The 25,493-nt window shown below is 57.8% G+C and carries 25 protein-coding genes, 1 tRNA gene and 2 pseudogenes; 19 read left to right on the top strand and 9 right to left on the bottom strand.

All coding sequences use genetic code 11. The features are described from left to right. Positions 1-74 precede the first annotated feature (74 nt). Together RNZ50_25610 and RNZ50_25605 are read left to right on the top strand one after the other, a co-directional pair. Positions 75-551 (top strand): thermonuclease family protein, encoded by a 477-nt coding sequence (locus tag RNZ50_25610; protein ID MDT8858339.1) that lies wholly within the window; start codon positions 75-77, stop codon positions 549-551. Beyond that, positions 548-2,725: an ATP-dependent RecD-like DNA helicase gene (locus RNZ50_25605; protein ID MDT8858338.1), complete on the top strand. Its 2,178-nt coding sequence runs from the start codon at positions 548-550 to the stop codon at positions 2,723-2,725. The genes RNZ50_25610 and RNZ50_25605 overlap by 4 nt, the downstream gene beginning before the upstream one ends. A gap of 332 nt (positions 2,726-3,057) precedes the next feature. On the opposite strand, the gene RNZ50_25600 is transcribed toward RNZ50_25605, so the two are convergent. From RNZ50_25600 to RNZ50_25580, 5 genes are all read right to left on the bottom strand, one after another. Beyond that, complete coding sequence (locus RNZ50_25600) at positions 3,058-3,846, bottom strand: SWIM zinc finger family protein (GenBank protein MDT8858337.1); 789 nt, start codon at positions 3,844-3,846, stop codon at positions 3,058-3,060. A gap of 5 nt (positions 3,847-3,851) precedes the next feature. Beyond that, entirely contained in the window at positions 3,852-6,479 is a 2,628-nt protein-coding gene (locus tag RNZ50_25595; protein ID MDT8858336.1) for a DEAD/DEAH box helicase, read from the bottom strand. Positions 6,480-7,075: 596 nt separating this feature from the next. After that, a tRNA-Met gene (locus RNZ50_25590) sits at positions 7,076-7,205 on the bottom strand. A gap of 186 nt (positions 7,206-7,391) precedes the next feature. Beyond that, positions 7,392-9,155, bottom strand: a complete 1,764-nt coding sequence (locus RNZ50_25585; GenBank protein ID MDT8858335.1) for a retron Ec67 family RNA-directed DNA polymerase/endonuclease — start codon at positions 9,153-9,155, stop codon at positions 7,392-7,394. Positions 9,156-9,416: 261 nt separating this feature from the next. Then, on the bottom strand, positions 9,417-10,409 hold the full coding sequence (locus RNZ50_25580; GenBank protein MDT8858334.1) for a WYL domain-containing protein: 993 nt from the start codon (positions 10,407-10,409) through the stop codon (positions 9,417-9,419). Between the two features lie 44 nt (positions 10,410-10,453). Here RNZ50_25580 and RNZ50_25575 point away from each other — a divergent pair, with 44 nt between their 5' ends. Further along, complete coding sequence (locus RNZ50_25575) at positions 10,454-11,182, top strand: hypothetical protein (GenBank protein MDT8858333.1); 729 nt, start codon at positions 10,454-10,456, stop codon at positions 11,180-11,182. A gap of 13 nt (positions 11,183-11,195) precedes the next feature. Here the strand turns inward: RNZ50_25575 and RNZ50_25570 are convergent, their stop codons facing one another. Continuing rightward, complete coding sequence (locus tag RNZ50_25570) at positions 11,196-12,455, bottom strand: tyrosine-type recombinase/integrase (protein ID MDT8858332.1); 1,260 nt, start codon at positions 12,453-12,455, stop codon at positions 11,196-11,198. A gap of 574 nt (positions 12,456-13,029) precedes the next feature. Here RNZ50_25570 and RNZ50_25565 point away from each other — a divergent pair. From RNZ50_25565 to RNZ50_25535, 7 genes and pseudogenes are all read left to right on the top strand, one after another. Next, positions 13,030-13,293 (top strand): helix-turn-helix domain-containing protein, encoded by a 264-nt coding sequence (locus RNZ50_25565; protein ID MDT8858331.1) that lies wholly within the window; start codon positions 13,030-13,032, stop codon positions 13,291-13,293. Next, the gene (locus tag RNZ50_25560) at positions 13,290-13,559 is read left to right on the top strand and encodes a hypothetical protein (protein MDT8858330.1); all 270 of its coding nucleotides are present in this window, start codon (positions 13,290-13,292) and stop codon (positions 13,557-13,559) included. Before RNZ50_25565 ends, RNZ50_25560 begins: the two co-directional genes overlap by 4 nt. Continuing rightward, positions 13,556-13,951 (top strand): VRR-NUC domain-containing protein, encoded by a 396-nt coding sequence (locus tag RNZ50_25555; protein MDT8858329.1) that lies wholly within the window; start codon positions 13,556-13,558, stop codon positions 13,949-13,951. The genes RNZ50_25560 and RNZ50_25555 overlap by 4 nt, the downstream gene beginning before the upstream one ends. After that, on the top strand, positions 13,948-14,973 hold the full coding sequence (locus RNZ50_25550; protein MDT8858328.1) for a helix-turn-helix domain-containing protein: 1,026 nt from the start codon (positions 13,948-13,950) through the stop codon (positions 14,971-14,973). The genes RNZ50_25555 and RNZ50_25550 overlap by 4 nt, the downstream gene beginning before the upstream one ends. Positions 14,974-14,978: 5 nt before the next feature. Beyond that, positions 14,979-15,494, top strand: a pseudogene (locus RNZ50_25545) (DNA cytosine methyltransferase). Next, positions 15,490-16,236 (top strand): DNA methyltransferase, encoded by a 747-nt coding sequence (locus RNZ50_25540; GenBank protein ID MDT8858327.1) that lies wholly within the window; start codon positions 15,490-15,492, stop codon positions 16,234-16,236. The pseudogene RNZ50_25545 and the gene RNZ50_25540 overlap by 5 nt, the downstream one beginning before the upstream one ends. Then, on the top strand, positions 16,233-16,931 hold the full coding sequence (locus tag RNZ50_25535) for a hypothetical protein (protein MDT8858326.1): 699 nt from the start codon (positions 16,233-16,235) through the stop codon (positions 16,929-16,931). Before RNZ50_25540 ends, RNZ50_25535 begins: the two co-directional genes overlap by 4 nt. Before the next feature lie 89 nt (positions 16,932-17,020). Here RNZ50_25535 and RNZ50_25530 read toward each other — a convergent pair whose 3' ends face one another. The 3 genes from RNZ50_25530 to RNZ50_25520 form a co-directional block, all read right to left on the bottom strand. Further along, complete coding sequence (locus RNZ50_25530) at positions 17,021-18,298, bottom strand: Y-family DNA polymerase (GenBank protein MDT8858325.1); 1,278 nt, start codon at positions 18,296-18,298, stop codon at positions 17,021-17,023. Then, the gene (locus tag RNZ50_25525; protein MDT8858324.1) at positions 18,295-18,729 is read right to left on the bottom strand and encodes a S24 family peptidase; all 435 of its coding nucleotides are present in this window, start codon (positions 18,727-18,729) and stop codon (positions 18,295-18,297) included. Before RNZ50_25525 ends, RNZ50_25530 begins: the two co-directional genes overlap by 4 nt. Positions 18,730-18,859: 130 nt before the next feature. Next, positions 18,860-19,018 carry a hypothetical protein gene (locus RNZ50_25520; GenBank protein ID MDT8858323.1) on the bottom strand — a complete coding sequence of 53 codons (159 nt, stop codon included), beginning with the start codon at positions 19,016-19,018 and terminating at the stop codon, positions 18,860-18,862. 158 nt (positions 19,019-19,176) lie between these two features. On the opposite strand from RNZ50_25520, the gene RNZ50_25515 reads away from it, so the two are divergent. From RNZ50_25515 to RNZ50_25475, 9 genes and pseudogenes are all read left to right on the top strand, one after another. Then, positions 19,177-19,671, top strand: a complete 495-nt coding sequence (locus tag RNZ50_25515; GenBank protein ID MDT8858322.1) for a hypothetical protein — start codon at positions 19,177-19,179, stop codon at positions 19,669-19,671. Between the two features lie 96 nt (positions 19,672-19,767). Further along, entirely contained in the window at positions 19,768-20,103 is a 336-nt protein-coding gene (locus RNZ50_25510; protein MDT8858321.1) for a DNA cytosine methyltransferase, read from the top strand. Between the two features lie 94 nt (positions 20,104-20,197). Further along, entirely contained in the window at positions 20,198-20,506 is a 309-nt protein-coding gene (locus RNZ50_25505; GenBank protein MDT8858320.1) for a hypothetical protein, read from the top strand. 435 nt (positions 20,507-20,941) lie between these two features. Continuing rightward, entirely contained in the window at positions 20,942-21,610 is a 669-nt protein-coding gene (locus tag RNZ50_25500; protein ID MDT8858319.1) for a hypothetical protein, read from the top strand. A gap of 115 nt (positions 21,611-21,725) precedes the next feature. Beyond that, positions 21,726-23,057, top strand: coding sequence for a DNA cytosine methyltransferase (locus RNZ50_25495; protein ID MDT8858318.1), 1,332 nt, complete (start codon positions 21,726-21,728; stop codon positions 23,055-23,057). Next, on the top strand, positions 22,975-23,832 hold the full coding sequence (locus tag RNZ50_25490; protein ID MDT8858317.1) for an endonuclease: 858 nt from the start codon (positions 22,975-22,977) through the stop codon (positions 23,830-23,832). The genes RNZ50_25495 and RNZ50_25490 overlap by 83 nt, the downstream gene beginning before the upstream one ends. A gap of 38 nt (positions 23,833-23,870) precedes the next feature. Further along, the gene (locus RNZ50_25485; GenBank protein MDT8858316.1) at positions 23,871-24,005 is read left to right on the top strand and encodes a hypothetical protein; all 135 of its coding nucleotides are present in this window, start codon (positions 23,871-23,873) and stop codon (positions 24,003-24,005) included. A gap of 105 nt (positions 24,006-24,110) precedes the next feature. Continuing rightward, positions 24,111-24,284, top strand: a pseudogene (locus tag RNZ50_25480) (transposase). A gap of 317 nt (positions 24,285-24,601) precedes the next feature. After that, the gene (locus RNZ50_25475; protein ID MDT8858315.1) at positions 24,602-25,450 is read left to right on the top strand and encodes a hypothetical protein; all 849 of its coding nucleotides are present in this window, start codon (positions 24,602-24,604) and stop codon (positions 25,448-25,450) included. Positions 25,451-25,493 lie beyond the last annotated feature (43 nt).

The following is a 25,493-nucleotide window of genomic DNA, read 5'->3' as shown; positions in this document are numbered from 1 at the left end:
ACCCATGGCCCCCTGCGTGACAAAAGGGATTTGGCGTAGATCGTCATTCCCTGAAACCAGACACGGACATTTTGTTGCTGCGACTCGCCCTGATCCTCTGCCTGCTGTTTTTGTCCATGCCGGTTACGGCACAGACAATCACGGGTGTTGCGAGTGTGAGGGATGGTGACAGCCTGGAAATCCGGGGAATGCGCATCCGTCTGCATGGGATCGATGCGCCTGAGAGCCGCCAGCTCTGCACGCGCCCTTCTGGGCAATCCTGGCGCTGCGGTCAGCAGGCGGCGCTGGCGCTTTCAGATCAGATTGGTCGCCGCAGTGTCAGCTGCGTGGCGCGCGATACTGACCGCTATGGGCGTACCATTGCGGTCTGCTCGCAGAACGGGGTCAATCTCAATGGCTGGATGGTCGCCGAAGGCTGGGCGGTGGCTTATCAGCAATATTCGCAAGACTACGTGCTGATTGAGGCCGAAGCACGGCGCACTGGGCGCAATATCTGGTCTGGCGCATTTGTCATGCCATGGGATTGGCGGCGCGGCGCTCGTAGCCCATGAAGCATCAGGCTGACAGCGTCACAGAAGTCTTGGCCGGTCTGGTGGAGCGCGTCACGTTTCACAGTCAGGAGAGCGGTTTTTGCGTGCTGAGGATTAAGGCGCGGGGCCATCGGGACCTGGTGACTACGGTGGGTCATGCCGCGATGATATCGGCCGGGGAATGGATAACGGCATCTGGGGTTTGGCTTAACGACCACAATCACGGCCTGCAGTTCAAAGCGCATTTCTTGAAGACATCCGCTCCTTCAACCCTCGAAGGCATCGAAAAATACCTCGGCTCGGGCATGATCCGCGGCATCGGCCCGGTCTACGCCAAGCGCTTGGTCAAGAGTTTCGGCAAGGACGTCTTCGACATTATCGAGGCCACGCCCGAGCGGCTGCGCGAGGTGGGAGGTATCGGGCCGGTGCGGGCCGCCAAGATCACCGCCGGATGGGCGGATCAGAAGGTTATCCGCGAGATCATGGTGTTCTTGCACCAACACGGTGTTGGCACGGCGCGCGCTGTGCGGATTTTCAAGACCTATGGCACCGATTCCGTACAAATCATGAGCGAGAACCCTTACCGGCTCGCCAAGGACATTCGCGGCATCGGGTTTCGCACGGCCGACCTAATTGCCGAAAAACTCGGCATAGAGAAGACGGCAATGATCCGGGTGCGCGCGGGGATTTCCTTTGCGCTGACGGAGGCGATGGGGAATGGCCATTGCGGCCTGCCCCGGGCAGAACTGATCGGACTGGCTGGTAAACTTCTCGAAGTGCCTGCGCCTTTGATCGAGAGCGCTGTTTTGGAAGAGTTGGCCGAAACAACGGTCACGGCCGACTTAGTAGGCGAGGTTGAGTGCATTTTCCTGACGGGCCTCTATCTGGCAGAGCGCGGGATCGCCGAACAGATCAGACGGATCCGAAACGCGCCTCTGCCTTGGCAGCTCATTGATGCGGACAAAGCACTTCCTTGGATTGAGAAAAAGACAGAACTGACGCTTGCCGCCAGTCAGGCTGAGGCCATCCGCGCCGCGCTAAGGTCGAAAGTTATGGTAATTACGGGCGGCCCCGGTGTGGGCAAGACCACGATCGTAAACTCGATCCTGCGCATCCTGGCAGCCAAAGGCGTAAAGCTCCTGCTCTGTGCGCCGACTGGCCGAGCGGCAAAACGCATGACGGAAGCGACCGGCATGGAGGCAAAGACAATCCACCGGCTACTAGAGTTTGACCCGAAGGTTTTCGGCTTCAAGCGCGACGAGGAAAACCCCCTCGATTGCGAGCTGCTGGTCGTTGACGAGAGCTCAATGGTTGATGTGCTTTTGATGCAGTCGCTGATGAAGGCTGTACCAAGCGCAGCCGCTTTGCTCATAGTGGGCGATATCGATCAGCTGCCTTCGGTGGGGCCTGGCCAAGTGCTTGCCGACATTATCAGTTCTGGCACCGTGACCGTGGCGCGACTGACTGAGGTGTTCCGCCAAGCAGCACAGAGTAAAATCATCACGACAGCCCACGCCATTAACGCGGGTCAAATACCAGATCTGAGGTCTTCCGACGAAAACACAGATTTTTACTTCGTGTCAGCCACCGACCCGGAGGAAGCCGTGTCCCGGATCGTCGAGTTGGTGTCCAAGCGCATCCCGCGCCGCTTTGGCTTGGATCCGATCAAGGACATCCAAGTGCTCTGCCCGATGAATCGCGGCGGCGTGGGTGCGCGATCGCTCAACATAGAATTGCAGGCAGTGCTGAACCCTGCTGGTGATAAAAAGGTGGAGCGGTTCGGATGGACCTTCGCACCCGGCGACAAAGTCATGCAGATCGAGAACGATTATGACAAGGATGTCTATAACGGCGACATTGGCATGATCGAAGATGTCGACCTGAGTGAGGGCGAGGTCGCAGTTAATTTTGACGGTCGGACCGTCACCTTCGCCTTTGGCGAGCTCGACACGCTGGTGCCCGCCTATGCCGCGACCATCCACAAGAGCCAAGGTTCGGAATACCCAGCTGTAGTGATCCCGGTCATGACGCAGCATTACGCGATGCTGCAGCGGAATCTGATCTATACAGGTGTGACTCGCGGTAAGAAGCTCGTGGTGCTGGTTGGGCAGAAGAAGGCCCTCGCGATTGCCGTGAAGAACGTTTCCGGGCGGCGGCGCTGGTCGAAGCTCAATGAATGGCTTGGATCGGCATAAAAAAGCAGGCAATGAGCAGTTTTGCACTGCGAAATAACCCTGAAGCCTGAGTGCGCAATATAAGACCCTTTGCAAAGTCCGGGTAGCAATGCACGGGCGGTTGACGCTACCGGCCCAAAGCGACCGGTCGAGCCGTTCAAAATGCCGCGGCGCAACTGTCCCTGAAGTGGTCATTCTAGCCCCGCGCAGCGTATTGCCGCTGGCAGCCTAGTCGCGGGGCATTCGGCGTGGTCTCTCAGCCCGACCACGCAGACTGTTCACACAGCAGCAATGAAGTACGTTTTCTAATGCGGGTCCCTGTGAAACGCTGCGCATTGTCGCAGCAACCGAAATCAGATCTTGGTATCTTTGCGAGCGCCGCGCTTTTTCTTCGTAGCCGGGGCGGTTTTCGGAATCGGCTCCTTTACAGGTGCAGGCGCTTCCATATCTAGGCCGAACAAGGCGGCCATATCATCGGTCTTCAGAATATTATCTGGCGACGAAGAAGGTTTCGCAAGTGGAGTTTTAAGGTTGATAGCGGTGATTAATTCCTCATACTTGACCCCGCGCAGAACAAACAGCAGTTCGGGCTGTTGATCAAGACGAGCACCAATAGCGTATACAGTTGCGGCAACATGTTTGCACATGGACGCCCAGTCAGGACAGCTACAGGAAAGTTTAATCTCTGAGGGCTTAGGAAACAATCCTTTGCCTGGCTGACATAATCGCTCCATAACTGGTTTTGACAATTTTCCCTGTAGTAGATCAACCAAAGAGTCTATGCCATTAGCGCAGTCCTCGCGCAGAGCTTTCCAATGGGCATTTGGCAGAGCCTCAATTGATATTTTAACCGTATATAGCAAGGATCCTGCGACTTTCGCGCTTACCTGTCCTGAGGTGATCTGGAGGTCGACTACAGAGCCGTTACGCACATAGGTGCGACCGCGTGGCAGACGGCTGTTATAATCCCCAAAACTCTCCATGGTACTGCACCATGCCTTGCCCCACGCCGTGGTTGCGATCGTGCGGCCAGAGAGAACAACTGGTGACACGGGGTGTCCCGTCTTGCGCTGTTTGGCCATTGCCTGTTCAGCTTTTTTTCTGCGTTCAGCCACTGGCACATAACGACCCCACCGCGACATGAATGTTACTCCTTCGAAACAGCCGCAAGATCAAGGGCGACGAGGCGCAGCAGATCGTCATCGTTCATTTCCGTTAAGTTTATTTCGGCTGATCCACCCAATACTTCTTCTGATAAGAATTTTTTGGCCTCGATCATAGCATCTATCTTCTCTTCAACGGTTCCGGCGCAGACAAATTTATGGACCAGTACGTTGCGCTTCTGCCCGATACGGAAAGCTCGGTCTGTAGCCTGATTTTCTACTGCCGGATTCCACCAACGGTCAAAATGCACCACATGCGAAGCGGCGGTCAGGGTGAGACCCGATCCACCCGCCTTCAAAGATAAAATGAAAAACGGCACATTTTCGTCTTCTTGGAATGCCTTTACCAGAGCCCCTCGTGCTTTGACTGGCGTGTTACCATGCAGCACTAAGCCAGGGCGTCCAAATATTTCGGCCAAGTAGTCGTGCAGGGGTGCGGTTACTGCACGAAACTGAGTGAACACAAGCATCTTGTCCTGCCGAGCAGCTACAACCTCAGCAATTTCGCGCAGACGCAACCACTTGCCGCTATCAGCCTCATCCCAACCCCCATCCATCAACCATTGCGAGGGGTGATTGCATATCTGTTTAAGCCGCATGATAGTGGCTAGAACCAACCCCTTTCTCTCAATACCCGACGCAGCACTTAACGCATCAGCCAACTGCTCTACGGTCTGGGCGTAGAGCGCCGCCTGCTTGCGGCTGAGCATGCAATGGGCCTTGACTTCGGTCTTGTCCGGCAGATCAGAAATCACCGACGGATCAGTCTTCATTCGGCGAAGGATGTAGGGTTGCACCAATGCCCGCAATGGGCCAAAGGCATTGTGTTCACGCGCAGCAAGGGTTTTAGCGTAACGAGAGAACTGCTTGTCACTTCCTAGCAAGCCAGGATTAATCACATCGAAGATCGACCATAAATCTCCCAAATGGTTTTCCACTGGCGTACCTGTGAGGGCGATGCGTGATGTAGCCTTGATAGTCTTAACGGCCTTGGTTTGTTTGGCCTTGGGATTTTTGATAGCCTGCGCCTCATCAAGAACCAAAAACTTCCAGTCAGTGGTCGTGAATACCGGTTGGCGCAGCAATGTGCCGTAGGAAGTGATAACCAGATCAATTTCATTGAAGTCAAAAAGGTTTGTCATTTGCTCCTTTGACATCGACGAGGGATGAACGATCTGGGCGCGTAGATCTGGGGCAAAGCGGTCGATTTCTGCTACCCAATTCGCTAGTAGAGAGGCAGGGGCCACCAACAGGGAGGGGCCTTTGCCCTGGTGCGCCAGCAATAGCGCCAGTACCTGAACAGTCTTTCCAAGGCCCATATCATCGGCCAAGCAAGCCCCCAAGCCCAGCCCAGTCAGTAGGTGCAGCCAGTGGACGCCGGCCTCTTGATAGGGCCGCAGGCGTGCCTTCAGCTTGACCCTGGGACATCCATGACCAGAAGGATCGCGCAGATTTTTAAGTGTCTCGGCCAGCCATGGGCCTGCAGTGATCTGTGACCATTGGCGTGTGGCTTCGTCAACATCATCTCCCGCAATGGCGGCTCCAGACATCAGGCGCATCGCTTCTGAAAACGACAACCCATCACTTGCGGCCAGTTCTTCAGCAGTTTTGAATCGCTGCATTTCGCGCTCAAGGCGATCGCGATCAATCTCCACCCATTGCCCCCGCAGCAATACCAGCGAGTCAGTGCTAGACAGCAGAGTACTCATCTCCTCATCCGATAGAGTCTCACCGTTCAATGTGACCTCCATGCGGAAGTCCAGCAGCCCTTCGAGTCCAACAGCAGAGGGTGTTTCACTGCCGATAGAGGCAGTGACCTTAGGCCGTGTTGGGCGGGCGGCAGCCCAACTTGCGGGCATGCGTAAAACAATTCCAGCAGCACCGAGATCCGGTGCGCTATCCAGAAAGCGTGCAGCATTGGCGGGTTTCCATCTTAAAGGATGGTATATTTCCCCACCCTCCACCATTTCCTTCAGCCATGGGCATGACTGACTTGCTCGGCTGACAGGGAGTAGCAAATTCAAGAGCCGTGAATGGTCTTCGGCATAGTCATGCAGAGCCTGTCCTAGCGGCACATGCCGCGCTTGGCCACTGGCCGCGAGTTCGGTCGTATAGCTGGCCATGAACGCAAAGGGAAAGTCGAGGTCGCCGCGGTTTTCTGCCAAATTGAAATGCACCCTCCCGATTGTGTTCCATGCTGGGTTCAGGGCAGACAGAAAACCCGGTAAGTCCGGCCCCGCTTCTTTCGCTACGGCTGCCACTATCTCCTGCCAAAGACGAGACAGCACATCGGCAGTCACATATTCCGCCCCTTTCATCATCGGCACTGTCGGCACCAAGGCCGCAAGTTCGGCTTCTGGTGGAGAAACATTCGTGCTCGCCTGATGGCACAAGGCTGAAATGGCGCGGCGGGAAAAATTGCGCCACCACGCAAGGTCAGGTGACAAGCCCCTGGTTGTGCCGGCGCCCAGACGCAGGAGGCCGTAGCCCGCCCCACGAACAAACGCTTCGACCAGCGGACCACCATCGCCTGTGTCTGCAATGAGGTGCCCATGCGGTGTCAGGCGTAGAGTAAGCGAAATAGTATCAGATTGATGCCGATGCTGTGCCAATGTAGCGACCTTTTAAACTACAGTGCTTAGACATTGGGTGTCTTGCTGCATGGTTACTTGGACCCCTATTTGGGGTCGATACCCTTGTTCGATTGGATAGCGCTGATGCAACAAATATTCAATGATCACATTTACTCGGTTAGCCCGGCTGCTGCGGCGGGCCCGATGCCGCACCATTAGGGCCGGGAAATCCTTGTGATCAATGCTGCATATCAGCCCGTGCCAACTTGCAGCGGTTCAGCGAACGCCCTCCTACCAAAATCGCGTGAATGTGTGCTTCCACTTGTCTGAGGGTGTGATCGCGCAGATGCAGCGATGGCGGCTCTCCGCCCTTAATGTTGGCGACACAAAGCGAACACGCGCTACGTGATGCCCCAAGAACGAGGCTGACAGCAGACAAAGGTCGATCGCTTTAAATGGTGGGCTGGACGATTGCCTCTCAGTTCACAGGCAAATGACTGTAGCGGGCGAAACGCCTTGTTTGCTTCGCTTTTTATGCGACTTGCCAAACGTTGACATGGCGTTGACATGAAATCGCACGCACAATCCCCCAGTGTTTTGCTAAGGAACTAAGCATCTGATATATTTCAGTAATTTGGTTGCGGGAGTCAGATTTGAACTGACGACCTTCAGGTTATGAGCCTATAATTTAACGATTCCAATAAGTTATGAAAATCAATCACTTAGCCCGCAAGCCTTTGATTTCGCAAAGTTACCGACCCCGCATTCGGCGACATTCGCCCACATTCGGCCGCAAACCCAGCGTCTAAACCACATTCGACTGTTGATGTGGCGTTGATGTAGACCTTCACCCTACCCCGCCCGATCTTGATCGCAAACGGCCCAAACCTGCCATCCGTGAGCAGCGCGGCGAACGGCTGGTCTCGACTTTCGATTGAATTGGATGAAACATCACAATTTTACTCGACCGTGGACCCGTGGGAGCGCCGAGAAATGGTCCAAAACCTCCTCTATAACGTCAAGGATTGCGGAGAAGGAGGCGAAATCAATGCTCGCTTGGTCTTTTGAAACCTTCTCAGCTAAGATGCGTTTTCCATAGTGCTTTTTCTTGTCGAACGTCTTCTCATCCGGGTTGAATATCTTTCCACCAAGAACTTGCGATACGACCGAGGAAGGAAGAAAGTCTTCTATCATGCTATCTTTTCCGCCGATCAGCTTAGGGGTCGGTACGACGTAAAGATTTTTGGTGATGTGATAAAATGTCTTTGTTCCATCAACGTTCTTCTTTGCGCCCGATGCAGTCTTGACTGCCCCCCAAAGACCATCTCTCGCCCCCTGATCATTATCGACCAAGAGGATAACGGGAGAAATGAATCCTCTGTCTGCCAAGCCATCTGTGCGACCCTTATATTTATAGATAAGTTCTTTAAGGTCCCCAGTGCCGCCATTGAGGTGCTGAACCGAGCTTGGAACTCTCAATTTGCTTCCGATTTTTGGATACTGGAACAGCTTAATAGCCAAGCCGCTTGAAGACCCGGCATCTTGCAGTTTCGGCCGTGCGACTTTGCTACGCTTAATTGCGCACTGGATGTATATATTGTCGGTTACCCCCTCGCAAAGAACTACGGGCTGGGGAGAAGCCACAAAAGTTTTGTAATCTAGGAAGCGTCGATACTCCCTGTAGAAACCTGGTTCTTGGGGGCCTGTAGGTTTATTAAGTCTCCTGTAGTTAAACTCGGCACCCTTTACCCAGAAAATGTGACTAAGCATTCCTTGGAGTGCGGCCTCTGACACTACCACCTCGGTTTCCACACCTCCGATCTTAACTTTCTTAGAGCAAACGTCATCTTTAATGAAACTATGCAGCTGAGCTCGAACCTGCTTGTAGAGCTCGCGCTTGACGTTTACTTTTGTATTTACGACGAGTCCGGTTACGTCTTGTCGAGACCTTCTGAAAAGCATTCGAGTTTTATCAGGATTTACTTCAAAACCCGATCTTTTAACTTCAGAGCGAATCTTTTTAGATAACTCCCAGTCTCCAGATGGGCTACCATCATTACGATCTGCAGCAACGCCTTTCGGGAAGTCACTTTTATTTGTGGAGAACGTTATGTCGTCAGCATAGCGTGTGTAGGTGCATCTGTTCTTCGTGGCAACTCTCGAAAGTCTAATGTCCAGATGGTTGGCTACGAGGTTGGATATTACCGGAGATGTGGGCGCACCTTGAGGAAGAGCATTATTATGGCACGCCAATTGCGCAACTATAGTGGCTGCCTTCTCCTCCAGCAAGAAGTGCTTGTTCTTCATAAAAAAGCCACGCACTCTGCCAAAATTTATCGAGGGGAAGAAGTCCTTCAGGTCAAAATTCAGAACCCACTTTTTATCGACATGCCGGGAGCCATTCGTTGAGATTGACAGATGGCGCTTGAAACCATGAGATATAATGCAATTTTCGCCACTGGCTTGCTCCTTCTCAATTTCCATCAGGCAATCTTGCAGAACGTGTGCCAACCGACTTTGGACGAGTTTAAGCTCGGAAATCGGAGCAGATATCTTTCGAACGCCCTTCGTCGCCTTTGGGATTTCAAACTCCACATACTTCGACTTGTCTGGGATTTTATAGAGAATGTAGGATAACGTCTTGGGCTGATATCCGACGAGATAAGCAAGATCAGAGATGTTTTTGCACGATCTAAATCTGGATAGAGAATTCATATGACCCATCAAATATCTGTTTTGGTGAGCCCGTGGGCACTCTTAGGCAACCGAAGGGTCACATAAAATATGCTGAAGGAAACCCGAAAGGGCATATCCACCTGACGATGGTTTCATCCGTCGCGAACACACAACGGTAAAATCTGCCCACGCGCTCGGAGTTAATCTTGCCACTTCAGTAGGAGGCGTGCAACCCATTATTGCGCATTGCTGCCTTTCAAGTGATGTGCAGCGAATGACGGCTTCCCGCCCTTAGCACCATCACGGCAACACCCCCAAATCCCCCCGCTGAAACCCCGTCACCATCGCGCGCAGCTCCACCGGCGCAATCACCTCGACCTGATCGCCCCATTGGTAAAGATGCCAGACCATCTCGATCCAACCTGAGGCGGTGAACTCGACGCGCAGGCTGCCATCGGGTTCATCGGTGATCTGCTGGGTGGGATGGAACTCGAACTCACGCGCAATGGGCGCCGCGCTGGGCGAGAAACGCCAGACGACCGGCCCATATTCAGCCTCAGAGTGGAACGACCCGAAGGCCTGTGCTGCAAACGCGTCGAGGTCGAACTCTGGATCCCGCGGGAAGGATTGCCCCGTGATCCTGGCGTCCACGATGCGATCCAGACGAAACCGCCGATATTCGCGGCCATTCTCTATATCGCGGGCAACCAGATACTGCCGCACACCAAGCAGCAAGCCATAGGGTTCGACCTGGCGCGGCTTGGGCTCAGTGTCCCGAGCCCCTTGGTAGACAATATCCAGCGAGAACGGTGCCTTGATGCCAACGGCAATGGTGCCAAGGATCATTGGAGCAATCTTCGTCCGTGGGCCTGGGCGACAGGCATAGCCCTGCGCCTCCAGCATTGCCGCCGCGTCGGCCTCGGCACGACGGGCATGCGAAGATGGCATTATGGCCAGGAGCCTGTCGCGCAACGAGACCAGCGCCTTGACATTAAGCTCCGCCCCATCGCGCTGGGCGCGCCGGATGCTCATGTCGAGCGCGGCAAGTTCGCTGTCGCGGACACCCTGCATGCGCAGGAGTGGCGTGTCATTCAGCTTCCACCAGCGCCGCCTGTCACGATCGGCCGATCGGAGAAAAGCCGGGAATGCCTCTTCGAACTCGCGCATCATCCGCTGTGCTGTCCGCTGATTGACGCTGAAGGCATCGCAGACGTCATTCAGGCAAACGCCGCGATAGCGCGACCCGGCCATCTCGGCCAAGCGCATCAGGTCCTGAGCTTTTCTGAAGGCCATGGCCCGCTCCACGTCAGCTTCTTACGCCAACGCTAGTGCAGAATATGAGCGCAAGCGAGTCGGAAAATGATTCGGGGGATCGAAGCCCGACCGTCGGCTTGCACTCCCGCAACCCCAAGGCCGCCGTTGATACGAGCGGCGGCACTGACGCAAAAACAGGAACACGCATGAAGCTGCCAAAACGAGAATTCCATACGGTCCATGAAGTCGCAGCGCGATGGGGCTATACGATTGCTGACGTTGCCGGATGGTCGGCGGCGGGGCATTTCGACATTCTGACCGGCATTCCGCCCGCGATGTGCGGCGACAAGATCGTCGCTGGTGAGGTGATCATCGCAGCATTTGACATCCTGCCGATGTTCCGTCGCAGCGGCACAGGTCCGCAAACGGCTAGGGTGCGCCGAGTGCGGATCAAGGGCCAAACCGACTGGATGTTGATCACCGATCCCGCAGGGGGCGTCGAAGTGTCCATTGCCGATCTTCTGATCTCCGGCCAGCAGATGTATCGGTTTGAGGATAAAAACCAGATGTTCCACCGGGTGAGCGGTAGCACGGGGTCGGTCTCGCCCTACGATTGGGAGGGGATGCTGCAGGCCCTTGTGCTGCGCATCTACGAACGGGGCCTGCCCGCCTCTCAAGGCGAACTGGTCGCCGAGATGCAGGAATGGTTCGTGGAACACTCCGATGGCAACGACGTGCCAGACGAGCGTTCGATCCGCCGACGGATTACACCGATTTGGCGCGCGCTGACCAAGACATCCCAAAAGGCCTGACCGGACGGTGCCCTCAGGCGGATTTCCGATCCGGCACCTGATCCTGAACGACCTTCAGCCGTGGCCGGATCGCACTGGCCACGGCATCGAGCCCCGCGCGCAGCGGCGCGTCCAGCAGATGCGCATAGCGCTGGGTGGTCTGCATCTGGGTATGGCCCAGAAGCTTGCCAATCATCTCGAGCGAGGCCCCGCCGTTGACCAGAAGCGATGCGAAGGTGTGGCGGAGATCGTGAATTCGCGCGTCTTCGATCCCGGCTTCCTTTTGGACCCGTAGCCAAAAACGGCGGATTTCCTTGACGGGCTGGCCCGGCACGTCGCCGGGAAAGAGCCAAGGGTTGCCCTTGGGCACCAGTAGATGGCGCTGGCGCACAATGGCGGCCACATCCTCGGAGATCGGGACACGGTGGACCTTACGCTGCTTGGTGGTAGCGGCGGGCTTCGACCAGATGCCAAGCTCGAGGTTGAACTGCTCGAACCGCGCCTGTCGCACCTCGCCAACCCGCGCGCCGGTCAGCATGCAGATGCGGATGATACCAGCCGCGCGCTGATCGGGGTCGGCATCAAGCACAGCGGCGAGCCGGTCGATTTCGCCCTTGGTCAAGAACCGCTCGCGCGGGCTCTCGATACGTCGATAAAAACCATTGGCCGGGTTGTCCTCTCGCCATCCCCATTCGATGGCAAGATTGAACATCTTGCGCAGCACCTCACCCACGCGATTGGCGCGCACAGGCGTGGGCTTTGGCCCCTGCAGCTTGCGCGCCCGGTTGTTGGGCTTGGCCTTGTGCGGCCGCGCCCTGCCCTCGGCGATCTTTTCCAGAAGCTTCCCGACCTCCGCTTTCGTGATCTCGGTGACCAGCTTTTTGCCCCAGTGCGGGGCGATCAGCTTTGCCACCATGGATTTCTGATCGGCCGCGTTCATCGTCGAAAGTCGGGTCACGTGCTCCTTGAGGTAACGATCGATCAGATCTTGCACGCGAGGGGCCTCGCGGATCTGGTCTCGCTCCGCCAGAGGATCGTGACCCAGATCGACCTCCCGGCGCAATTCCCGCGCACGGTCCCGCGCAGCTGTGACAGACCATTCTGGCGAGCGCGCAAAGGTCATCCTGCGCTGACGCCCGGCATGGCGATAGTCAAAGGTGAAAGCGCGCCCGCCGCCCCGATAGATGCAAGCTGCAAATCCCCGAATGTCATCATCGAAGATCTGGTAGTCGCGTCCCTCAGCAGGGATGGCGTCGCGTAGAACCTTCTCGGTCAAACGAATTCGGCTTGGCATCGATGCACCTCCTTTGCATGTTCATGACGCGTAGATTCGCGACACTATCAAGGTAATCATCGCACCCGCCCGGCAGGGTGGCAGTGACCGGCAGTGACTTCGAAAATGCGTGCCACCCCTTGTTTTATTGAGGATTTGTCACCGGGGGCTTTGGAGCTGACCTGGTGCCCCGATGGTTTAATGCGGGTGACTGTCGCCCAATGCTGCCAAAACCTCAAAAAACCCAATGAAAACAGCAACCGGCACGAATTCCGGCATATCACTGCCGGTCATTGCCACCCTTGCCACCCCTGAATGCGCCCGAAAATCGCCCAAAGTGGTCGAATGTTGGCGAATGTCGTCGATTTGGAGCTGAGGTCGGCGCTGGAGACGGCACAGGACGAGTTTGCAAAATCTGCAAATCGCGCTGCAGCGCAGCGAGAAACCCAACGAAGTCAATAAAACAAGGGGTGGCACGGGGGGTGGCAAGTCACTGCCGGTCACTGCCGGTCACTGCCACCCTGCCACCCCTGCGCATGTGTTTCTGCTTTCGAATGACATTCGCCCGCACTGGGCAACAATCGGGAGAACGCAGATGACACGACTTGAACAGAGCTTCACCGCGCCGCCCAGCGCCACTTCCAGCGCCCTGCTGCAGGGCTGGATCAGCCGCACCGACCTCGCCCAGGAACTCGGCGTCTGTGATGAGACGCTTCGGCGCTGGGCCGATGCGCGGCGCGGCCCTGCGTTTGTGAAGGCGGGCAGGAAGATCCTCTACCGGCGTTCTGTCGTGCTGGACTGGCTTGAGACGCAGGAAGATATGTCGCCGCGGCGCGCCCGCGCAGGGGGCCGTCGATGAGTATCCCCCTTCCCTTTCGCAAGCGCAGCGCGCGTGATCAGGCCCGCCAAGACTGGATCGATGAGCGGCGGCACGAGGCCCGCATTGTCGTGGCCGATGTTGTCCATCATTCAGACCATCTGCTGCGCATGGCCTGCAAGGTTCTGGTCCAGCATGGCGATACCCCAGCGGAGCGCGAAGATGCGCGGATTCTGCTGGTCGTGCTCGACGCCAAGCATCCATGGCGGGGTGACAATCACCGCTCAGACCCGGAGGTGCGGCGATGAAGCAGCGCGGCACACCGGAAGCGGATTTGCAGCGCGCTGTTGTTATCGCGCTGCGCTTTGCGCTGCCCAAGGGGGCAATTGTCCATCACTGCGCCAATGAGGTGACCGAGCCTGGCCCTCGCGGCGCCAAGCGCCAGGCCATTTTGGTCGGCATGGGCGTTCATGCCGGATTTGCCGATCTGATGGTGATCTGCGACGGGCGCGTGTTGTTCCTCGAGTTGAAAGCGCCGAAGGGCCGTCTGCGCCCTGAGCAAGAGGCGTTTCGCGATGCCGTGCTGGCGCAGGGCTTTGGCTGGGCACTGGTGCGCAGCCTCGACGATGCGCTGGGCACGCTGGCCGATCATGGCTTCACCACGCGCATTGCGCCGCCTGCGCGGAGGGCAGCTCCATGAGCCATGAAGCCACCAACTGGGCCATCAAACAGCGCGGGTTGAAACCTACCACCAAGATCGTGCTCTGGCATCTCTGCGACCGGTTCAACCCGGATTACGGCTGCTTCCCCTCGCAGGTCAGGCTGGCGCATGATTGCGAAATCAGCCGCTCGACGCTGAACGACCACCTCGGCCAGCTGGAAGCCACGGGTCTGTTGCGCCGCGTACCGCGCATTGATCCGGTGACCAAAAGACAGCTGCCCACGCGCTACATCCTGAGGTTTGAGCCAAGCTTCACACCGGCGGATGTGGTTCCATGTCCAGAAACCGGACACGGGTTTTCGCCCCCCGGCGTTGCCGCTGAAACTGCGGCTGAAATCGAGCCCAATGACCCCGTTTCAGTCGAGCCGTGTCCAGATTCCGGACACGGGATTAACGGACAAGCCGTGTCCGGATTTTGCCCCGACCCGTGTCCGAAAATTGGCCAAAGCCGTGTCCGAAATCCGGACACTAACCTTGTAAGGGAACCTTTAAGTAAACCAGTAAAGGAGGAGGAGGACGCGCAAGCGCGCGAGGCCGACTTTGATCGGTTCTTCGCAGAACTGCTGACTACTCTGGGCTTTGCCGCCAACGCCACCCTGCCCGCTTGGTGGCAAGGCTGGCCAGCCAGAACGCATGTTCACCGCTGGATCGATGATCTCGGACTGTCAAAAAAGCGGATTATCGAGACAGCCACCGAGACCCGAGCCGGTCACCCCAATCCGCCCGATGGCCCCAAAGCACTCGACCGGTTCATGGAACGTGCCGCCCAGCGCGATGCGCAGGCGACCATTGCGAACGCCAAGAGCCAGAAGACAAAACGGCGGCGCAAGCGCGAAGACCCTCCCCGGATCAGCGACGACGAGAAGGCGGCGTTTTATGCCAAGCTGGTCAACGCCGATGGCTTTCTGCCGGTCAGCTCGATCAACAATAGCATCCGCGATCTGATGTTGGTGCGCGGCCTCGTCACGCCCGAACGCCTCAAGATGCGAGGGGTGCGGTGAATGGCATGGTGTCACGTCCCCGGCATGGATTATCCCTCTGCGCAGGCGGCGGCGGCCTTGATCTGGGCCTCATGCTCGCCGAGCCCAGCTATCACACCCGCGCCTTTGTCGAATGGGAGGACTGGCCCCGAGCTGTGCTCATCGCAGCCCAGCGCGCAGGGTATTTTGCGCCCGCGCCAATCTGGGATGATCTGCGCAGTTTCGACGCTCGGCCTTTCCGTGGTGCCTTCGACACGGTGCTGGCCGGATATCCCTGCCAGCCCTTCAGCGCGGCCGGAAAGCGCGGTGGTGCGGCCGACCCCCGCCACCTCTGGCCCGAGGTTGCCCGCGTCATCCGCGAATGCGCTCCAGAGTGGGTGTTCCTCGAAAACGTCTCCGGGCATGTCAGCCTCGGCCTTGAAACCGTGCTGCGAGAGCTTCGGAGCATGGGCTACACGCCTGCGGCGGGCCTGTTCAGCGCGGCAGAAGTCGGCGCGCCACATCAGCGGCTGCGCATCTTCATCCTGGCCCACACCGATGAGCCTGCATCCGGGCACGGCCACCTACAACCCGGCGGGCAACAGCGACTTCACCCGCAAGGCGGAAGCGCTGGCGCTGGGCATCACGAACTGGTCGACGCCGAAAGCGACGGATGGCGCGAAGGGTGGGCCGGGGCAGAGTTATGGCTCGGGCGGCACCCCACCCCTGCCCGCGCAGGCAGCGCAATGGCAAACGCCGGTGGCGGACGACCATGTGGACAGGCTGCGCGGCAAGAACAACAGCCGGGGCGAGCCGAAGCTCAGCGCGTCGGCGATCCAGTGGCCAACACCGGCCGCGCAAAACTGGAAGGGATCGAGCGAAGCCAGCATCACGCGGGCGGATGGCAAGTCCCGGATGGATATCCTGCACTACCGGGCCGAACAGGGCTTCATCCCCCCTGCCCCGGTGATCATGCCGGATGGGCGGCGGTTCTCGCTGCACGCCCCGATCTCGCGCCCGCTGTGGGCTTCAATGATTGCCTCGCATGGGCGGGTCGTCTCGCGGCGGATTCTCAAAGCCCGGGCGCGGCGGCGGCTGAACCCGCTCTTCGTCGGATGGCTGATGGGATGGCCTACCGGGCACGCGCTCTGCGATTGCTCGGCAACGGAGTTCACCCTCTGGCAGCAGCGCATGCGTGGCGCACTCTCGCAGCTGCCCATGGCCTTGGGCCCGTGGATCTGGCGACCAAGCGAAGGACCGAAAAGCCCAGCGCAGATGATCCTCTTTGAAGGAATGCAGCCATGAGCATGCAAGAACGGATCGGCCGGATCAGCGGCACAAAGGTGAAACGCCCGCTAGGCGTACAAGCGGCGCTGGAATGGGCGTTTCGGGTGGAAAGGGCACAGCTGGAGCTGCCGGTGCCAAAGAATGTCTCAGAGGAGGGCTTTGGCTTTGGACTGGAATATGTCTTGCTGCAACGCGGAGCGCTGGGCTGCAAGGTCGACGGCGGGCAGCACAAGATGGGCAGTTACACCCATGCCGACGCAGAGGTGATCGCCGCCACCGTCGCGGGAATGCCTGACAGCCTCGGCGGCATCCGGATGGCAATCAGCTTGGCAGAAATGGCCCAAGCCGGAATCACGCCCAACTGGATGCCCGGCGCTGTGCCGCACTGCGTGCCCGTCGACATCAAACGCAACCGCCATGGAGATCGTGCCGTCAGCGTCGTTGTCGGAACGGAAAGGGTGATGGTCAGTGGCAAATGGCGGACAATCGAAGTGCGCGCCTGTCCGGTCACCTGGCGGCCTCATCCAGAGCAGATCACCTCCGCTCGTCGCGGCTATGAGGATTGGTGGCAAGCGCTGGCTTGGGTGCGGGATGGGCTGGTGGCAGGCGGGATGCTGCGGGAGACGCTTGTGGGGGCGGCAATGCCAAAGGTACGGCCTTGGACATCAAAGCAAGTGAGACAGCCCAAAATAACAATCCTTGATCCATCATAAAAACTTAACACGCAAAATGCGGCAGCTTACTGACGCCAATCATGTGGAAATGTAATAAAAGCACTATCAGCACCCTGCTTTTACTATTTTCACCGCACCACCGGCAAGTCAGAAATACGCGTCGTATAGCGTGGGCTACGGTGTGCAGACCGCATCGCCCAAGGGCGATCCATACCTTCGGAGGCGAGCACCATCGTCTTTTTGCCGAACCGGGCATTGACCGCATCCAGCGCCTGCATCACCGCATGCGGCCGCTCAGTGGATACGTCGATCACGTCAAACAGGGTGCGGGGCCGGTCCGCCTCGGCCACCAGATCATCCAGCATCACGCCGGACTTCGCGAAGGCGTAGGGTCCGCCCTGTTTCGGCCAGGCCGCCTCCACGCAGGCCCGAACCACTCGCACAAGGTCCATTGCATCAGACGTCATCGGGGTGAGGGTCACCGTTCTGGACGCGGCATGCTGCGGCTTGCCCGTGTTGAACCGGCTGGTCTGGAAAAACACCGTGATGGAACCAGCAACCAGACCGTGCTGGCGCAGCTTTTCAGCAGCGCGGGTCGCGTGGGCGGCCAGCGCGCTCATCACCGTCTCAATATCCCGCATCGGGGCACCGGAGGATCGAGTAACCGCCATCCCCTTGCGCGGTGGCGGGGCTTCATCCAGCGCCAGGCAGGGCTCCCCTTGCAGTTCCCGGACCGTCCGCTCAAGCACCACAGATCCCAAGCCCCGCGCCTGGCGGGTGGGCATGTCTCTCAAGTCCGCCGCCGTATGAACCCCGAGCAGGGCAAGCTTGGCCTTTGTCTTACCGCCGACCCCCCAGATGTCTCCCACCGGGACGCGTGGCAACACCCAGTCCGTCACGGACCGGTCCATCATGTCCAGCACGCTCTTGAAGATCGGGTTGCGTTTGGCCACCTCATTGGCGCATTTCGCAAGGGTCTTTGTTGGGCCTATCCCGACGCGGACCGGCACGCCGACCTGCAACAGGACTTGCGCCCGCATGGCTTGCGCGTGCGCATCCCGGTCCCGGATACCACCAAAGTCAAGAAAGCTCTCATCGATCGAGTAGACTTCCACCACTGGAGAGAAGGTCTCATAGACCTCAACCACCCGGCGCGAGATATCGCCGTACAGGGTGTAATTGGACGAAAATACCCGAATCCCATGCGCTGCGATCTTGTCCCGGATCAAATGCAAAGGGGCCCCCATTTTGATCCCGAGCGATTTCGCCTCGTCCGAGCGGGCGACAGCGCAGCCGTCGTTGTTGGACAGGACAATCACAGGTACGTTCTTGAGAGAGGGGTCAAAGATCCGTTCCGCGCTGACGTAGAAGTTGGCGCTGTCCGAAATTGCGATAGGCCGGTTCATTCGATGGGGTAACGCCGAACAACACCCGCGATCACCCCCCAGATTTCGCTGTCTGCGGTAAGCTCTATGTCCGGGAATTGCTCTTTGGCGTTGGCGCTGGACAGATAATAGCGGTTGGCGGCCTTGCGCAGGATCTTTGCGGTCACAGCCCCCTCGACCACAGCCAGAACTGCTCGGCCGACCCGGCGCTTACCCGCCCGGTCCACAGCAATCAAATCTCCGTCCCGAATACCCGCATCCCATAGACAATCCCCCTCTACCCGCCACCAGAAAGTGGACGTCGGATGGCGCACAACCCAACTGATCGGGTCTATCTCCTCCTCAAGATCGTCCGCTGCAGGCGAAGGAAACCCTGCGCTCGCCGTCATCAGCGCGAGCCGTTGAGGCGCGCCAGGCAGACGTACTGGGTTCTCGATTCGATGAACGGGCATAGGACCACACTGTTCTTGATATGTTCTGATTGAGTCATCCATATCAGATTGCGGTGTCGATCCAAGCGATTCTGAGCGCGTCCCATACAAGTGAAGGATCTCAGAGCTTTTGAAGCTGCTGAAGTTCGAATTATTTCTCAAGAGATCCGAGCTTATCTCGCAGCCTGCACTGGGCATCAATCCTAAGCGTGGCGAAAATGACGCGCGTCGGAATAACGGCCAACTGAATGCCTGGCGCGGTGTCATTTTGCGTGCCGTCGAAATGCAACCCAATCGACAGGGGGATCATGCCATCAGCCCCTGCACCAGACCAAGAACTGCTATGAGTGCCGTTGGGCCCTCGACCAGAACGCGACGGCCGTCTGACAGAGTGATGTCAACGCGGATGGTCGTAAGCGGTGTCCTGTGCTGGGGGCACCTCGGCCTCCATCAAGGGAGCAAAGGCCAATGCCGACGCTTCAACCTCAATGGGGAGAAAGTCGCATTCGCCACCCCCTGCGTCTGGGGCCTCAGCAACTGGACCAAACCGTGGATCACGCAGCCATTTATGGATCAGGTTCGCATTCATTCCGTAGCGTTGCGCAACCTGCGCTACGGACACACCTGCCATCGTTGTTTGTGCACAAATTGAGCGCTGCTCGTCGTCAGGCCAAAATCGCTTCTTCTGACCGATATCAAGGTGATGCCTGGGACGGGCCGATCCGCCACTATCTCGAATACATCACAGCACAGAACGAGGGTGTGACCGTCGCGGAAATCCTCGAAAAGGCGCTGGGTATGAAAAAGACGCGCTGGACGCAAGCTGATCAGAACCGGGTTGTGCGCACCCTCACCAGCATGGGCTTTAGGCAGTACCGCGCCCGCGTAGGCGGCCACGGAAACAGCGCCCAGCGCGAACGTCGGTATCGGCGCAACAGCCTCGGCTGGGACCAGACCGCGTGATTGGGTCCGGGTCTGCCAGCTCTGGGTCCGGGTAGGGTCCGGGTAGGGTCCGGGTAGGGTCCGGGTCTACACCTCTAAAATAATCCAACAAAATCAATGCTGGGTCCGGGTGGGTCCGGGTGGGTCCGGGTCTATTACAGAAAACTTATCAGGGGGGGGGACAAGCAGACCCCCTATAAAAAGGAAGTGAAAAGACCCGGACCACCCGGACCCACTAAACAATTTCAAGGGGTTATAGTGTGCCCTATACCCGGACCCTATCCCTGCCAGCCGTTCAGCGCAGCTGGAAAGCGCGGCGGGGTCGACGATGCCCGTCACCTCTGGCCCGAGGTCGCCCGCGTCATCCGGGAATGTGCCCCGGAATGGGTCTTCCTTGAAAACGTCGCCGGTCACGTCAGCCTCGGCCTTGAAACAGCCCTGCGAGAGCTTTGAAGCGTGGGCTACACGCCTGCGGCGGGCTTGTTCAGCGCGGCTGAAGTTGGCGCGCCGCACCAGCGGTTGCGCATCTTCATCCTAGCCCACACCGATGAGCCTGCATCCGGGCACGGCGACTTACAACCCGGCGGGGAACAGCGATTTTACCCGCAAAGCGGAAGCGCTGGCGCGGGGCATCACGAATTGGTCGACGCCGAAAGCGACAGATGGCGCGAAGGGTGGTCCAGGTCAGAGTTATGGCTCAGGCGGAGCACCACCCCTGCCTGCACAGGCGGCGCAGTGGCAAACGCCAGTGGCGGACGATCAAGTCGAACGGCTGCGTGGCAAGATCAACAGCCGGGGCGAACCCAAGCTGAGTGCGCAGGCGATCCAGTGGCCGACCCCGGCGGCGCAGAACTAAAAAGGGATCGAGCGAGGCCAGCATAATGCGGGCGGATGGCAAATCCCGGATGGATGTCCTGCACTACCGGGCGGAACAGGGCTTCACCCGCCCGGACCCGGTGACCACGGCGCATGGGGAGCGGTCCTGTCCACACGCCCCGATCTCGCGCCCGCTGTGGGCTTCAATGATGGCCTCACATGGGCGAGTCGTCTCGCGACGGATCCTGAAAGCCCGGGCACGACGGCGGCTCAATCCGCTCTTCGTCGGATGGCTGATGGACTGGCCCATCGGGCACGCGCTCTGCGCCTGCTCGGCAACGGAGTTCACCCGCTGGCAGCGGCGCATGCGTGGCGCGCTCCCGCAGCTGCCCATGACCTTGGGTCCGTGGATCTGGCGGCCGAGCGAGGGGCCGGAAGGCCCAGCGCAAATGAGCCTCTTTGACAGATCGCTGCCATGAGCATGCAGGGACGGATTGGCCGCCCGGGTGGTACAAAGGTGAAACGAGCGCGGGGCGTACAAGCAGCGCTAGAATGGGCTTTTCGGGTGGAACAAGCGCAGCTGGAACTGCCTCCACCAAAGAATGTATCCGAGGAAGGCTTCGGGTTTGGCCTCGAATACGTCCTGCTGCAGCGCGCGGCGCTGGGATGCAAAGTGGACGGTGGTCAACACAAGATGGGCAGTTACACCCATACGGATGCGGAGGTGATCGCCGCCACCATCGCTGGAATGCCTGACAATCTCGGCGGCATCCGTATGGCGATCAGCGTGGCCGAACTGGCACGCGCGGGTATAACGCCAGACTGGATGCCTAGCGTCGTGCCACGCTGCGTGCCAGTCGACATCAAGCGCAACCGCCATGGCGATCGCGCTGCCACCATCGTGGTGGGCGTTGAGCGCATACGGGTTCCAGGCCCGACTGCACGCGGCACTTGGAAAACCATAGAGATCCTCGCCTGCCCAGTGACCTGGCGGCCTCACCCAGAACAGATCGCAGCCGCCCGACGCGGCTATGAGGATTGGTGGCAGGCTTTGGATTGGGTGCGCGATGGGTTGGTGGCGGGCGCCATGCTGCGGGAGGTAGAAGTGGCGGCAGCGATGCCGAAGATACGACCGTGGGCTTAGCAAAAAAATACTGGCGAGCCTCCGCGAAATAAATCTCTGTAGCCAGAACCATTCGCTTTCGCTGGCAAAATCAACCAAGCGCCTGTAACTTGACTGAGAACAAAGGGAGTGTGGCATGGGCAGACCTATCGGAGTAGACCTTTTCGCAGGTGCAGGCGGAATGAGCCTAGGCTTCGAACAGGCTGGCTTCGATGTTGCTGCTGCTGTGGAAATTGATCCAGTTCACTGTGCCGTACACAAGTTCAACTTTCCCCAGACCGCTGTAATTCCTCGTTCTGTCGAGCGACTGACAGGACGGGAAATTCGGCTGGCGGCCGGGCTTGGCACACGGACGGTCGACTGCGTCTTCGGGGGGGCTCCATGCCAAGGTTTTTCAATGATCGGCCATCGCGTTCTCGATGACCCCAGAAATCGGCTTGTCCTCGAATTCGTTCGGATCGTCAGTGAGTTGGACGCCCGCACATTTGTGTTCGAAAACGTGAAAGGCCTGACAGTTGGGCATCACAAGCAAGTTCTGAATGAGTTGGTCGCTGCCTTTGACGAAAAAGGCTATCAGGTGCGACTGCCTTGGCGCGTACTGAACGCGGGGAACTTCGGCACGCCGCAGTCGCGGGAAAGACTTATCCTGTTCGGCGCCAAGAAGGGCGAAGCCTTGCCAGATTACCCCGCAGCGTCGACTGCAATTGCTGGTCGAAGGGCAAACGGGGACCTGAACTATGGTCCGAACTGCGCAGATGCGCTCGCTGACCTGCCAGATGCAGAAATCTTCCACGAATTGACAAACGGCGACTCCGTCAAGCCCCGTCGTTTTGGCAAGCCGTCGCCCTACGCCGCAGAGTTGCGCTGCCTCTCCAATGATGCATGGCATTTCGCTCACCCGCGCAAGTGGGATCCAGCGGTCTTAACGTCCAGCGCGCGCACGGAACACACTGACATATCACGACGCCGATTTTCGGAAACAGCGGAAGGTGAAGTTGAACCTATCAGTCGACTGTTCAAGCTTCCCCAGACTGGAGTTTCCAATACGTTGCGCGCAGGAACGGATGGCGCACGCGGGGCTTTCACCAGTCCTCGTCCCATTCACTTCAAGTTCGACCGCTGTATCACGGTGCGCGAGATGGCACGGCTGCACGGATTTCCAGACTGGTTTCGTTTCAACGCCACAAAGTGGCACGGGGCGCGGCAAATCGGAAATGCCGTACCTCCTCCGCTGGCGCGCGCCGTCGCCAGCCAAGTCATCGCCGCTCTAGGGTTTTTGCCTTCACGGCCGTCAGAGGCGATAGCCTTGGGTAGCCCGGCCCTGCTTGAAATGGACGTCACAAAGGCATCGTCCCATTTTGGAATCGAACCGCCAAGATCGGGGCGTGACCGAAAAAGCGGCGCGAAGAAGCGCAAGCAAACCGACATCGAGGCAGAACGGATTTCTGCGCGCGTGGCCTATGGTTAAGTCAAATCGCTATCAGGCATTGATCTCGAAGATATTCTTCGACGGTTATCAGCCCGGCGTTCCTGCGTTTGGATTCGAACGCATTGCACTTGAGCATGGCGCAGAGACGCTGGGCATCAAGTTGCCGAAGAACCTCGGCGATGTAATCTACTCCGTCAGGTTCCGGACGGCTCTTCCAGATGACATTCTCGCCACCCAGCCACCGGGAATGGAATGGATCATCGAAGGCGCTGGCAGGGGCGCATATCGTTTCAAGCTTGTTCGCGTTAACCGAATAGTTCCGCGTACAGACCTCGTCCGTGTGTCCATCCCAGACGCAACGCCCGAGATCATTCGCGCCTATGCGCTTGATGACGAACAGGCCTTGCTTGCGATCGTCCGGTACAACCGATTGATCGACACGTTTCTGGGGTTAACGACCTACAGCCTTCAGAACCATCTCAGGACGACGGTCAAAGGCATCGGTCAGATTGAGATCGACGAGCTTTACATTGGGCTCGACAAGCGCGGCTGTCACTACGTCATTCCCGTGCAGGCGAAGGGTGGCAAAGACCAGATTGGTATTGTTCAGACGACGCAGGACATCCGCTTCGTAGAGCAGAAATTCCCGGGGCTGAGCTGCCGGGCAATAGCTGCGCAGTTCATGGAGGATCAGGTGATCGCCCTGTTTGAACTGACGCTGGAAGATGACGAAATCCGCGTTGTCGAAGAACGGCACTACCGGCTTGTCCCAGCTCGCGATCTCGACCGCCAAGCTATCCGGACCTATCGGTAATCTTTCGGGCATTCTGGAACATCGAACGATTCAAAGTAATGGAACCGGTTGTTCCCGAAAAAGGCATTTCACCGGCAACATTTCTGCGTCTGCTCGAAGACTACCAGTTAAGTGGCAAATCGCCGCACCGGGAAGTTGTGATCGATGTAACGGGCGTTGTTACACAACTCTGACCGTGGACGATTCACATCGTAAATCCATGCGGTTAGACAAGCCACATAAGCAAGCCATCACCCGCCCGCTACCGCACCACGAACTGATCCAGCTATACAGCCTCCCTGAAGAAGCGAGGCTCGCTGCTAATCTGGCTGGACAAGGAAATGACCTGGCTTGCTCCGCATGATGGCAGTCCCGGTCGGCCCGCTCTGTTCTCCGATGCGGCGATCCAGTTTTGCCTGACGATCAAAGTTCTGTTCAAGCCGCCGTTGCGGCAGACGACCGGCATGGTGGCCAAGGACGCAGATCGCCCTGCGCATCGCAAAAAACGGCACTGAATCGAAGGTCCGCGAGGCGAAATGGGCAGCAGATCATAAAAACCACGGCAACAATCGGCCAGCTGAAGGTCGCTGACGCGCTTCAGGCGGAACCTGCTCTGCCGTTGCCGCGAAAACAGTCAAAAATCGAGGTGCCCATACGTGAGTTGCGCAACAACTCCGTTCTGACCCATGCAAACGCCGCTTAGGGCCCAAAACGCTTGATCAGCAAGCGAAATCAGGAGATATTGGTGTTAATCGGCATGCCACTTGGGGAATGTCGGGTGGAGTTCGCAATGACTAATACCACAACGATAAGTCCCGGACTTTATCGTAGCCATCAAGACGAACGTGGCTTTGTATGGTTGAATTTAAAATATGAATCTGGTCGCAGCGGTTATTCTGGCAGGATTGAAGTACATGGAGGTGGGGGCGGGCGTTATCGTATTTATAGAGTCGGATCGGTTGGGCCTGAGACTTCTAGTGGCTTCGAAATGGTTCGTATTGGAAGTGCCGGTGTTGTCTTTGAGAGACGCAAGGATGCAGAAAACTATGCACTAATCGCGGCTCTGGCTATCAATGGTGATGTACGCCGCCGCGCACTTGTTGATCCGGAAGTCTTCGGCGGTGTGCGGGAATGGGAAACACCTGGGGTCGCAAGTTGGCGTACAGACTTTTGGAAAGGCGCCGACCATATTGATCCTTGCTCTGGCTGGAACAAAATAGATCCTGACAGTCTGTTGTTAAATCTACCCAAGGATAACCTTTTTTTTATTGACGAGGAAGATGATGAGTTTTCTGAATTGGCAGAAGACAGTCCGATCTTGGAAGAGGCAAGTATCTGGAGTTTGGCCGTTGCAATCAGATTATACTATTCTGAACATTTGCAGCTAGAAAGCTTAAATCGTCCGTACGATACTATCGTCCAAGAAATTGCTGAGCGAAAAGGATGCTATTTCGATCCCAAGGATGGAGAATTCACATATGCAAAGTTATTGGCACTATCGTTCCTGCGCGACAGTGCGCCAACCAATTGGCTTTTCCCGTGTCAAGAGGATAATATGCCAGCCATCATTAAGAGACTTAATGCCGAGCTGCCTATAGAGGCCCAAGAGGCCATCGCTGCTTATCGAAACCGCAAGTGAGGCTTTGCGCGTTGACATGGCCGCTGAAGATCATTGCTTCAAA

This window comes from Paracoccaceae bacterium Fryx2 (assembly GCA_032334235.1).
Classification (GTDB): domain Bacteria; phylum Pseudomonadota; class Alphaproteobacteria; order Rhodobacterales; family Rhodobacteraceae; genus JAVSGI01.
Note: the sequence above shows the minus strand (reverse complement) of the source record. Positions and strands in the feature narration are given on the sequence as shown.